This is a genomic window from Marinobacter qingdaonensis, from assembly GCF_034555935.1.
GTDB classification, from domain to species: domain Bacteria; phylum Pseudomonadota; class Gammaproteobacteria; order Pseudomonadales; family Oleiphilaceae; genus Marinobacter; species Marinobacter qingdaonensis.
Map to the genome: position 1 here is coordinate 1,266,404 of NZ_JAYDCJ010000003.1, position 11,954 is coordinate 1,278,357.

The 11,954-nt window shown below is 61.7% G+C and carries 10 protein-coding genes; 5 read left to right on the forward strand and 5 right to left on the reverse strand.

The window, feature by feature from the left end; translation table 11 throughout:
* Positions 1-10: 10 nt before the first annotated feature.
* From infB to pnp, 5 genes are all read left to right on the forward strand, one after another.
* Positions 11-2,557, forward strand: coding sequence for a translation initiation factor IF-2 (gene infB / locus U5822_RS08955; protein WP_322855283.1), 2,547 nt, complete (start codon positions 11-13; stop codon positions 2,555-2,557).
* Complete coding sequence (rbfA, locus tag U5822_RS08960) at positions 2,557-2,982, forward strand: 30S ribosome-binding factor RbfA (protein WP_322855284.1); 426 nt, start codon at positions 2,557-2,559, stop codon at positions 2,980-2,982. The genes infB and rbfA overlap by 1 nt, the downstream gene beginning before the upstream one ends.
* The gene (gene truB, locus U5822_RS08965; protein WP_322855285.1) at positions 2,979-3,914 is read left to right on the forward strand and encodes a tRNA pseudouridine(55) synthase TruB; all 936 of its coding nucleotides are present in this window, start codon (positions 2,979-2,981) and stop codon (positions 3,912-3,914) included. Before rbfA ends, truB begins: the two co-directional genes overlap by 4 nt.
* A 72-nt stretch (positions 3,915-3,986) precedes the next feature.
* Positions 3,987-4,256 (forward strand): 30S ribosomal protein S15, encoded by a 270-nt coding sequence (rpsO, locus tag U5822_RS08970; protein ID WP_041339122.1) that lies wholly within the window; start codon positions 3,987-3,989, stop codon positions 4,254-4,256.
* Between the two features lie 356 nt (positions 4,257-4,612).
* Entirely contained in the window at positions 4,613-6,727 is a 2,115-nt protein-coding gene (pnp, locus tag U5822_RS08975; protein ID WP_322856905.1) for a polyribonucleotide nucleotidyltransferase, read from the forward strand.
* Between the two features lie 197 nt (positions 6,728-6,924).
* On the opposite strand, the gene U5822_RS08980 is transcribed toward pnp, so the two are convergent.
* The 5 genes from U5822_RS08980 to livG all read right to left on the reverse strand — a co-directional run bounded on the left by U5822_RS08980 (position 6,925) and on the right by livG (position 11,949).
* Positions 6,925-7,818, reverse strand: a complete 894-nt coding sequence (locus tag U5822_RS08980) for an alpha/beta hydrolase (protein ID WP_322855286.1) — start codon at positions 7,816-7,818, stop codon at positions 6,925-6,927.
* Positions 7,788-9,653, reverse strand: coding sequence for an Lnb N-terminal periplasmic domain-containing protein (locus tag U5822_RS08985; protein WP_322855287.1), 1,866 nt, complete (start codon positions 9,651-9,653; stop codon positions 7,788-7,790). The genes U5822_RS08980 and U5822_RS08985 overlap by 31 nt, the downstream gene beginning before the upstream one ends.
* Positions 9,654-9,741: 88 nt before the next feature.
* Positions 9,742-10,206: a DUF3015 domain-containing protein gene (locus U5822_RS08990; protein WP_322855288.1), complete on the reverse strand. Its 465-nt coding sequence runs from the start codon at positions 10,204-10,206 to the stop codon at positions 9,742-9,744.
* Between the two features lie 276 nt (positions 10,207-10,482).
* The gene (locus U5822_RS08995; protein WP_322855289.1) at positions 10,483-11,184 is read right to left on the reverse strand and encodes an ABC transporter ATP-binding protein; all 702 of its coding nucleotides are present in this window, start codon (positions 11,182-11,184) and stop codon (positions 10,483-10,485) included.
* A 9-nt stretch (positions 11,185-11,193) separates the two neighbouring features.
* The gene (gene livG / locus U5822_RS09000) at positions 11,194-11,949 is read right to left on the reverse strand and encodes a high-affinity branched-chain amino acid ABC transporter ATP-binding protein LivG (RefSeq protein ID WP_322855290.1); all 756 of its coding nucleotides are present in this window, start codon (positions 11,947-11,949) and stop codon (positions 11,194-11,196) included.
* Positions 11,950-11,954 lie beyond the last annotated feature (5 nt).

The following is an 11,954-nucleotide window of genomic DNA, read 5'->3' on the forward strand; positions in this document are numbered from 1 at the left end:
GAGGACCAGTATGGCTGAAGTAACGGTAAAACAACTGGCCGATGACGTAGGCGCTCCCGTGGATCGTTTGCTGAAGCAGATCGTCGAGGCAGGCCTGAAGGCCCGCTCCGAAAACGACGCTGTCTCCAGCGATGAGAAGCAGCAGTTGCTGGCCTATTTGAGAAAGACACACGGTGAAGCGGATTCCGAGCCCCGCAAAATCACCCTGAAGCGTAAGACCACCACCACGCTGAAGGCGGGCAAGGCCAAGACCGTGAACGTGGAGGTGCGCAAGCGTCGGACCTACATCAAGCGCGCCGAGCTGCAGCCGGAGGCGGAAGCCCCGCAACCGGAAGCAGCCCAGGAAGAGCGCAAGCCGGAAGCGGCGCCGGTGGAAGAGGCGCCGAAGGTTGCCGCCGAGCAGGCGTCGACGCCTGAGGCGGAAGCTCCGGCCACCGAAGCCGCGGCCGAGGCGAAAGCCGATCCTGCGGCGGAAGAAGCACCGGCCAAAGCGGCCGAGCCGGAGCCGACTCCGGCCCCGGAAGACATGCCGATGCCGCCGCCTGAGGGTGATGGCAAGGATCGCAAGCCGAAGAAAAAGAAAGAAAAAGTTCGCGAGCGCGGCGATGAGATTGAGGAAGGCAAGCCGAAGAAGAAATCGGCGGGCCATCGTGGTCCACGCAGCCGGCCGGTGGAAGAGCCGATCGTCATTTCCGACGATGAGGAAGAGACCACGCTGCGTAAACCGCTGCGTGCGAAAAAGAAACCCAAAGAGAAGCGTCACGGCTTCGAGAGGCCGACCAAACCAATGGTCAGAGAAGTAGAGATTCCGGAAACGATTACCGTCGGTGACCTTGCCCAACGCATGGCGGTCAAGGCGGCGGACGTGATCAAGACCCTGATGGGCATGGGCGTCATGGCCACCATCAACCAGGCGCTGGACCAGGAAACCGCGGTGCTGGTCACCGAGGAACTTGGGCACAAGGTCAAGACTGTCAGCGAAGACGCGTTCGAGGAAGAGGTCCTGAGCGAGATCGCCTTCGAGGGCGGGGAAAAGACCAAGCGTGCACCGGTGGTGAGCGTTATGGGTCACGTTGACCACGGCAAAACGTCACTGCTGGACTACATTCGCCGCACCAAGGTGGCGTCTGGCGAGTCCGGCGGCATCACCCAGCACATCGGCGCCTACCACGTTGAGACCGATCAGGGCATGGTGTCCTTCCTGGATACCCCGGGCCACGCGGCCTTTACCGCGATGCGTGCCCGTGGTGCCCAGTGCACCGACATCGTGGTTCTGGTGGTGGCGGCCGATGACGGCGTCATGCCCCAGACCAAGGAAGCCGTCGATCACGCCCGCTCCGCCGGCGTCCCCATCGTGGTTGCTATCAACAAGATGGATAAGGAAGAGGCCGATCCGGACCGGATCAAGACCGAACTGGCCGGGATGGAAGTGATTCCCGAGGACTGGGGCGGCGACGTGCAGTTCGTGCCGGTTTCTGCCCACACCGGGCAGGGCATCGAGGAGCTGCTGGAAGCCCTGGTGTTGCAGGCCGAGATCCTCGAGCTGGAGGCCTCCGCCGACGCACCCGCCAAGGGTGTTGTGGTCGAGTCCAGCTTGGAGCGCGGTCGCGGTTCCGTGGCCACGGTTCTGGTACAGAACGGTACTCTGCGTCAGGGCGACATGGTTGTGGCCGGTTCCTACTTCGGTAAGGTCCGGGCCATGACCGACGAAGCCGGCAAGCAGACCAAAGAAGCCGGTCCGTCCATTCCGGTCGAGATCCTGGGCCTGAACGGCACGCCGGATGCCGGCGACGAGTTCTTTGCCGTTGCCGACGAAAAGAAAGCGAAAGAGCTGGCCGAGTTCCGTCAGACCCGCGAGCGTGAGCAGCGTTTGCAGCGTCAGCAGGCGGCCAAGCTCGAGAACCTGTTCGAGAACATGGGCAAGGACGAGGTCAAGACCCTCAACGTGGTGCTCAAGACCGACGTCCGCGGCTCCCTGGAGGCCATCTCCAAGGCCCTGCAGGATCTGGGCAACGACGAGGTTCAGGTCAAGATGGTGTCTTCCGGTGTTGGCGGTATCGCCGAGACCGACGTCAGCCTGGCCATGGCGACCAACGCGGTCATCTTCGGCTTCAACGTACGGGCCGATGCCGCCGCCAAGCGCCTGGTGGAGCAGGAAGGTCTGGACCTGCGCTACTACAGCATCATCTACAACCTGATCGACGACGTGAAAGCGGCCCTGACCGGCATGCTGGCGCCGGAATTCCGCGAGGACATCGTGGGTATCGCCGATGTTCGCGACGTATTCCGGTCGCCGAAGTTTGGCCAGGTGGCTGGCTGCATGGTCACCGAGGGTGTGGTCTACCGGAACAAGCCGATCCGGGTGCTGCGCGATAACGTGGTGATCTTCGAGGGCGAGCTGGAATCCCTGCGCCGCTACAAGGACGACGTGCCGGAAGTTCGTAACGGCATGGAGTGCGGTATCGGCGTTAAGGGCTACGACGTCAAGGTCGGCGACCAGATCGAGGTCTTTGACCGCGTTCGCGTCGAGCGTCAGCTCGAGTCCACGGGGGCCTGATGCCGAGAGAGTTCAGTCGTATTGATCGCATCGGCGATCAGATGCAGCGGGAACTGGCCCAGCTGATCCAGCGGGAGGTCAAGGACCCGCGGGTCGGGCTGGTCACGGTCAATGCCGTCAAGGTCAGCCGGGACCTGGGCTATGCCGATGTCTACGTGTCGCTGCTGTCCACCGAGGAGCTGGGTGAGGAATCGCCCCAGGTGCAGGACTCCCTGAAGGTGCTGAGCAAGGCCTCGGGATTCCTGCGCGGCCAGGTCGGACGGGCCATGAAGCTGCGGGTAGTGCCCCAGCTTCGGTTCCATTTCGACACGCTCCAGGGCTACAGCCGCAAGATGGACAGCCTCATTCGCGAGGCCGTGGGCGACAAGCCCGCGGTGGAGCAGGATGGGGACGACACTCAGGACGATCCGGAGCAGAAGGCTTGAGTCGCCGACGCAAAGGTCGTGACGTAAACGGCATCCTGGTCATCGACAAGCCTCAGGGTGTGACCTCCAATGGCATCCTGCAACAGGTCAAGCGCCTGTACGGTGCGGCCAAAGCCGGCCACACCGGGGCGCTGGATCCCCTGGCGACCGGGGTGCTGCCGCTGTGTTTTGGTGAGGCCACCAAGTTCTCACAGATGATGCTGGACAGCGACAAGGCCTACATCGCCACCGCCCGCCTGGGCGTTCGCACCGAAACCGGTGACAGCGAGGGTGCCGTGGTCGAGGAGAAGCCGGTACCGGCGGAGCTCTCGGCCGAGGTCCTGGAGCCGCTGCTTGACCGATTCCGCGGCGACATCCAGCAAATTCCTTCCATGTATTCGGCCCTCAAGCACAAGGGTCGTCCCCTGTACGAGTATGCCCGCGAAGGCATCGAGGTGGAGCGGCCGGCTCGACCGGTGACCATCTACCAGCTCGATTTGCTGGCCGTGCGCGCCAATGAGATCGATCTGGCAGTCAGCTGCACCAAGGGTACGTACATTCGCTCACTGGTTGAGGATATCGGCGAAGCCCTTGGCTGTGGCGCTCATGTGACCGCCCTGCGCCGCACCATGGCCTCGGGGTTCACTCTGGACCACGTGCATAAGGTCCCGGATCTGGAGGCAAAACGGGAGCTGGGCGAAAGCCTGGATGGCCTGTTGGTGGCACCAGATGCGGCCTTGTCGATGTTTCCGGAGGTGCAGCTGGCGGGCCCGTCGCTGGTGTCGATATTGAATGGACAACCGGTTAGAATAACCGGTCAATCGCTTGAAGGCTTTGTGCGTGTATACGGCAGCAAGGGCTTCGTGGGGTTGGCGGAAGCAATCACGGACGGCGAGGCGGTTCAGCTTGTGCCCCGTCGTCTGGTGAAGAACAGCGATCAACGCAAGGCGTGACGCTGGTTAGCCGGGCTGTAGAGATGCGCGGTTCGGCCGTATTCGAGAGCATCGCAAACAATGAGGTGAAATATGGCACTGTCTGCCAGTGAGAAATCACAGATCGTTAAGGATTTTCAGCAAGGTGAAGGCGATACCGGTTCCCCTGAAGTTCAGGTGGCACTGCTGAGCGCCAACATCAACAAGCTGCAGGATCACTTCAAGACCAACAAGCAGGATCATCATTCCCGCCGTGGTCTGATCCGGATGGTAAACCAGCGTCGTAAGCTGCTGGACTACCTCAAGCGCAAGAACGCCGATCGTTACCTGGAGCTCATCCAGCGTCTGGGTCTGCGTCGCTAATCCGGTCTTATCGACCTGAAGGCTGCCAGGGCCTGCGCCCCGGCACGCCGGCAACCGGTAGATCCGTTTCGGGTCTGCCGGTTGTGCTTTTCTCATCAGCAATTCTGTAGCCACTGTGTAGCTGAGACCGGGAGATTCCCTGTCGTCATGGAAAGCCGAAATTGATAGCAGGTTGTTGAAAAGCCCGGGTGGGTCATTGAGTGAATGCCCATGCCACTGCCGGGGTTTTGCAACAGCCTGTTAGCTTTCAGACGGGTTACCTTTCGGATCACACAGTCACCTGCAGACCACAACCGGGCGCATGGGCGCGCGGTTGCATCAATCAGGCACTGAGTTATCAGGAGTTTTTTGTGGATCTGAAACCTGTAAAGAAAACCTTTGAGCTGGGCGGCAAGACCGTCACTCTGGAAACCGGTCGCATTGCCCGTCAGGCCACCGGCGCCGTTCTGGTCACCATCGACGACGTATCCGTGCTGGGTACCGTGGTGGGTGCCAAGGAGCCGAAGCCGGGTCAGGGCTTTTTCCCGCTGACCGTAAACTACACCGAGAAGACCTACGCCGTGGGCAAGATCCCGGGTGGCTTCTTCAAGCGTGAAGGTCGTCCGTCCGAGAAGGAAACCCTGACTTCCCGCCTGATCGACCGTCCGATTCGTCCGCTGTTCCCGAACGGTTACATGAACGAAGTCCAGGTCGTGCTGACTGTCATGTCCGCCAACAAGACCCAGGATCCGGACATCGCCGCGATGCTGGCGGCTTCTGCGGCTCTGTCGATTTCCGGTATTCCGTTCGACGGCCCCATCGGTGCATCCCGCGTGGCCTTCACCAACGAGCGCGGTTACTTCCTGAACCCGACCTTCGAAGAGCTGGAAACCTCGCTGCTGGACATGGTGGTCGCTGGCACCGAAGACGCGGTGCTGATGGTAGAGTCCGAGGCCAAGGGCCTGACCGAAGACCAGATGCTGGGTGGTGTGCTGTTCGCGCACCAGGAAATGCAGGTTGCGGTTAACGCCATCAAGGAATTCGCTGCTGAGATTGGCAAGCCGCGCTGGGACTGGACCCCGGAAGCCGAGAACACCGAGCTGCTGAACGCCATCAAGGCCGAGTTCGCCGGTGCCATCGAAGAAGCCTACAGCATCCGTGACAAGATGGACCGCTACGCGCGTCTGGGTGAGATCAAGACCGCCGCGGTTGAGAAGTTTGCGGGCGAAGAGGAAGGCCAGCCTTCCGGTGACGAGGTCAAGAAGTACTTCGGCAAGATCGAGAAGTCGGTTGTTCGTCAGCAGGTTATCGACGGCAAGCCGCGTATTGATGGCCGTGACAACAAGACCGTGCGTCCGATCGAAATCGAAGTGGGCGTTTTGCCGAGCACTCACGGTTCCGCTCTGTTCACCCGTGGTGAAACTCAGGCCATCGTAACGACCACCCTGGGTACTGCTCGTGATATGCAGATCATCGACGCCCTGGAAGGCGAGCGTAAGGACCCGTTCCTGTTCCACTACAACTTCCCTCCCTACTCCGTGGGCGAAGCGGGCCGTATGGGCAGCCCCGGTCGTCGTGAGATCGGTCACGGTCGTCTGGCCAAGCGCGGTATCGCCGCGGTTATGCCGACCATCGACGAGTTCCCGTACACCATCCGTGCGGTGTCCGAGATCACCGAATCCAACGGTTCCAGCTCCATGGCCTCAGTCTGTGGTTCGAGCCTGGCCCTGATGGACGCGGGTGTGCCGCTGAAGGCGCCGGTTGCCGGTATCGCCATGGGTCTGGTCAAGGAAGGCGACAAGTTTGCCGTTCTGACCGACATCCTGGGTGACGAGGACCACCTGGGCGACATGGACTTCAAGGTTGCCGGTACCAAAGACGGTGTGACTGCTCTGCAGATGGACATCAAGATCAACGGTATCACCGACGAGATCATGGAGCTGGCTCTGGAGCAGGCTCAGGAAGCACGTCTGCATATCCTGGGCGAGATGAACAAAGTGATTGCCGAGTCCCGTTCGGAGCTGTCCGCGCGTGCACCGAGCATCACCACCATCAAGATCAACCCGGACAAGATCCGTGACGTGATTGGTAAGGGTGGCGCCACCATCCGTTCCATCTGCGACGAGACCGGTGCCTCCATCGATCTGGACGACGACGGCAACGTGAAGATCTACGCCGACAACCAGGAAGCCGCCCAGGCGGCGGTTAACCGGGTGAAGGAAATCACCGCGGAAATCGAAGTGGGCGCGATCTACAAGGGCCGCGTTGAGCGCATCGTGGACTTTGGTGCTTTCGTTAACATCCTGCCGGGCAAGGATGGTCTGGTGCACATCTCCCAGATCTCCGAGCGTCGCATCGAGAACGTGACTGACGAGCTGAGCGAAGGTCAGGAAGTTCTGGTCAAGGTGCTGGATGTGGACAACCGTGGTCGCGTTAAGCTGTCCATGAAGGAAGTTCAGGAAGGCGAGCAGCCGACTGACTTTTCTGCCTGATAGCTGACCGCTAGTCGGTTCTGAGAAACCCGCCTTTCCGTTGGATTGGCGGGTTTTTCTTTTTCTGTCTCTCTGGTTTCGGTGGAGGCGACTGTTGAGGGCTAGTTTTCAAAACACGCTACGAGCACATCCATGTGCGCTTGTTTCGGGCCGTCCTTGGCCCTCAACAGTTTTGAAAACTAGCCCTCAACAGCCGCTCACAGCTGTTCAGTGGCGTCAAAGAGGAAATCCAGAAATTTCTGTTTGTAGGCAGGAATCACGAATGTTGAGGCGTGCGGTGTATCGGTCTGGAGGAATCGCTTAGGCTCCTCAGCGGCCTTATACAGCTTTTTCCCATGGTGAAAGGGGATGATTCCGTCCCGAACACTGTGAATCACCATGACCGGCACCGGGCTGATGGTGTCGATGCGGTCGATGGCTTCGTACTCGTCGGTGATGGTCCAGCTCAGTGGTGCCTGCAATAGCCAGGTCAGCCATACACTGCCGAGTTTTTCGCGGGCAATTCCCCGGAAACCGGTGAAGGTGCCATCGACAACGACCCCCGCTAATGGCGGTTCCTCGCTGCGTTTTACCCATTCGCTGGCCAGGGGAATGCCCAGGGCCCCACCCAGGCTTTGCCCCAGGATGAACACTCGGTCGTCTCTCACCTGAGGGTGTTCCGAGAGCCAGCGCAGTCCGATCTCGGCGTCGTGCAGGGCGCCTTCGATGTCCGGGGCGCCGGTGGATTTGCCGTAGCCGCGGTAATCGAGGGTGAACACGTTGTAGCCCTCCGCCGGCAGCCAGGCCACGTTCAGGATGTGGCTGCTGATGTTCTGGGCGTTGCCGTGCAGGAAATACACGGTGCCGCGGGCCTTGCCGTCGGGATGTTGGGCGGGCAGCCACCAGCCGTGCAGGGTCTCGCCGTCGGCGGTGTCCAGGTAGACGTCTTCGTAGTCGAGGTTCAGTCGGTCCGGGGTGATGTAGGTCACCTTGTCCGGAAAGAAGAACACGGACGAGCAGCCGCTCAGCATGGTGGTGGCCAGCAGGGCCAGTAACCCGGTGGCGCGATTGCCGAGGGTGGTCAGAAGTAGGCGTGGATTCCGGCTTGCCATGTGCTTTGGTACCTGTCGTAGTGGTCTTCCCGGGTGAATTCGGCGAACAGGCTGAAGTCCCGGCCGAGGTGCCAGTTGCCTTTAATATAGACCTGGTCCTGGCGGTGTTGGTTGCTGACAATCCAGGCCTTGGTCTTGGCGCCCGCAAGCAGACTGAACCGAGTGCCCTGGTGCAACAGACCCAGGTCGGCGCCCGGGGCGGCGTCGTAGCCGCGATGCAGGTCGTCGTCGATTTCCAGGTCGGCGGTGGCGATGGCGAAGGCCTGCAGTTGCTGGCCCAGCAGCCAGCTGCCGCCGGCACCACCTTCCAGGTAGGGCGTCAGCACCCGTCGGTCGCCGGTGTCGGTCCGGCGTCCACCAAATCCCACCTGCCACGACAACGGCGAGAAGAATTGGTCACGGGGGCTCAGGGAGCGTATTTCCACGCCGATCAGTTGTTCGAGTTGCAGTTCGTCGTTGTCGGTGTAGTAGCGGGCGTCTAGGCGCAGGAACTGCAATTGGGCGCCGGGTCGGTAGCCGGCCGGCGGGTCCAGCACGTCGTGGTACGCCGGGCGCAGGGTCAGTTGGGTGAATTCCCGGTGCGCCAGCTGGCCGGCGCTGACGCTGGCGCGAAAGGTGTCGTGGCCCTGATCGTCGCGGATCGCCGGTTGCGGCGGTGTTTCCGGAGCGGGCGCCGCTTCAATGCCGCTGCGGGCGACCAGCAGGTCGTGGGACAAGGGTGCGGCCAGCTCTCGAGGCCAGCCATCGGCTTCGCTCTGGTAACGGACATAGTCGTAGGTGGCGTCCAGTACACTGGCCCGCTGCCGGGCGGACAGTTGTTGCAGTTCGGGGTCGCTGGGGGCGACGTAGCCGTTGGCCATGGCCGCGGCCAGGGTCTGCTGCTCTTCGGTCAGGGAGTCGAGGCTGTAGGCCACCGAGGTGGCCGCGGACGGGCGGTAATACACCTCGCTGACCAGATTCTTGTCGACCACCCAGCGCACGGTGTCGGAGGGGATGGCGTGAGTGCTCACTTCCGCCAGCAGGTCGGTGCCCGGACGGGCGACGTCGATCAGGGCCAGCAGCCGGTAGGCGCAGTTCTCGTCGAAGAAGTAGTAATCAAAGTTGTGGTCGCGGATTTCCCAGGCGTGAGCCAGGAGCAGGTCCACTTCCGGTTGGCTCAGATTGAGTCGGTACTCCCACAGGTCCCGGTGCTCAATGTCCGAGTACAGCCGGATTTTCTCGTAATAGGGCTGCACGGTGGTGATGCCCGGGTACCCCCCGAAGATGCCCTTGTAGGCAAACAGGATTTCGCTGTCGTGGGCGGCGGCATCGGCGGCGTAGGAAATGGTGTTGGCCAGCAGCAGGTTGGTCTCCTCATCCTCCTGGGGCGGATCCAGGCGCAGGAAGGTGTGGCCAAACATCGACGACGGGCTGTTGAGGTAAGACGCGGCGAACACCAGGGTCACGGTTTCGGTGTTCAGGGTCTCGGTCCAGTCCCGGTAGGCGGGGCAGGGGACCGTCGGGAGGTCGAGATCCAGTTGCTGGTCGAGCCAGGTGGTTCGCGCCGGGAACCGGCACTGGGCGTGGTGGTCGCCGCTGCCGGGGCGCTGGATAGCGGCCAGGGTGGCGTCCAGCTCGGCCTTGGGGGAATGCTTGCCCTGGTCGCTCAGGAAAAAGTCGGGGTCATCGGCCTGGCTGGTGTGGCCGTCGCCAAAGGTGTCCGGCTGATAGTGGCCGAGGGTCAGCCAGGCTGGCTCCAGATGCAGTGAATCGGTGGTGTGGGCGTCGGCGGCATAAACAGGCAGTGACAGGGCCAGCCAGAACACGGCCGGCCCAGGGAAAAACGAAGGGCCCATGGGTCGTTGCTACATCCGGGGTTGCGGGTGAATCGGCGAGGATGGTGCGCCGTCCCTGGCGCGTGAGCCTCCCTGTACGTTGCGGCCGTTACGCGGCGACGTACTTGCTCAGGGATTCGTTCTTCTCGAGCACCGCGACGATGGCGTCTACGGCCTCACCGGAGGTGGTGTCGGAGCTCGGGAAAATGCTGGCGAAGTTGTCCTGCAGAACCTGGCGGAAGGTGTCGCGGTCGGCTGCGTCTACACCCAGCAGAACGGCCAGGGTGTCCAGGTTCTCGCCAGTGCCGCGGGACATGTCACGGGCAACCTTGTCGATGTTGCTGTCCATGTACAGGGCCATGGATTGAACGGCTTCGTTGGTCTGGCAGCCCAGGGTACCGGTGGTCATGCCGAAGGTCTGGTTACCGAAGGTACCGTTGGTGGTGGCGGCCAGGACGTGAGGCGCAATGCCGGATTGTCCTTTCCAGATCATGGCGCCAACGCCACAGCCGGGCTGGGCAAACGCCATGGAAGATGCGCCGAGAAGCATTACACCTGCGATCAGTTTTTTCATTGTCCACTCCTTTGTATGGTTTAGCTGTCGTCGCGTAACGCGGTACCGACCCGGATGGGCTGGCCGCTTAGCGGGAACGGCCCTGACTGATTCGTGTGGAGACAGGATGACCGTTCCAGTGAGTATAGTGCAAATCCGTGAATCGCAAGCGAAAAGTTGGCCGGCGGAGGGAATGGGCGGAAAACTAATCGGCCATCTTGTGGACCTGGCCCCAAAAGCAAAAAAAAGCCGGCACCCGAGTGGGGTGCCGGCGGTGTGGTTGCCAAAACCGTGGCATCAGCCGCCCAGGTAGGCGTTCTGCACGTCCGGGTTGGCCAGCAGGTTCTTGCCGGTGTCCTGGAGCCGGATCTTGCCGGTTTCCAGCACATAGCCGCGGTCGGCCAGGTTCAGCGCCTGGTGGGCATTCTGCTCCACCAGGAACACGGTAATGCCCTCGTCCCGCAGCTGACCGATGATCTCGAAGATCTGTTTGATCACCAGGGGCGCCAGGCCCAGGGAAGGCTCGTCCAGGATGATCATGTTCGGTCGGCTCATCAGCGCCCGGCCGATCGCCAGCATCTGCTGCTCGCCGCCGGACATGGTGCCGGCGCGCTGGTGCTCGCGCTCTTTCAGTCGCGGAAAGAGTTCGTACACATGGTCCTGGCTCTTGCGGATCTCGGTCTTGGTGTTGAAGAACCCACCCATGTGCAGGTTCTCCTCCACGGTCAGGCCGGAAAAGATCCGGCGACCTTCGGGCACGATGGCAATGCCCGAGCGCATGATCTGCGCGGTGGGCTCCCGGGTGATGTCCCGGCCTTCCAGGATGACCCGGCCGGAGCTGGCCTGGGGATTGCCGCAGACGGTCATCAGCAGGGTGGTTTTGCCGGCGCCGTTGGCGCCGATCAACGACACGATCTCGCCCTTTTTGACCTCAACCGAGACCCCGTGCAGGGCCTCGATCTTGCCGTAGTGGGTGTGGACATTGTCTAGTACAAGCATGGTTCTTCCTCAGGCCTCGCCCAGGTAGGCTTTGATCACGTCGTCGTTCTGGCGGATTTCCTCCGGCGTGCCACTGGCCAGGGGGCGACCCTGGTTGATGACGTTGATGCGGTCGGAAATGTCCATCACCAGGCTCATGTCGTGCTCAATCAGCACCACGGAAACGCAGTAGTCCTCTTTCAGGCTGACAATCAGCTGGTTGAGGTTCTTGGTTTCCGCCGGGTTCAGGCCGGCTGCCGGCTCGTCCAGCATCAGCAGCTTGGGCTCGGTCACCATGCACCGGGCAATCTCCAGGCGGCGCTGCTGGCCGTAGGCCAGGTTACCCGCTTCCCGGTTGGCCAGGTCCATCAGGCCAACCCGTTCCAGCCAGTAGGCCGCGCGATCCAGGGATTTCTGCTCCCGCTCCCGGTAGTTGGGGGTCTTCAGCAGACCCGCCACCAGGTTGGTGTTCAGATGCCGGTGCTGGGCAACCAGCAGGTTTTCCACCACGGTCATCTGGTTGAACAGACGCACGTGCTGGAAGGTGCGCACCATGCCCAGGCGCGAGATCTTGTAGTCCGGCTTACCCTGGACCTCCTGTCCTTCGAACAGGATCTTGCCACCGGTGGGCTTGTAGAAGCCGCTCATGCAGTTGAATACGGTGGTCTTGCCGGCCCCGTTGGGGCCGATGATGGAGACGATTTCCCGCTCCTTTACGTCCAGAGACACCTGGTCTACCGCCAGCAGGCCGCCAAAGCGCATGGACAGATTCTGTACGTCAAGCATCGTCC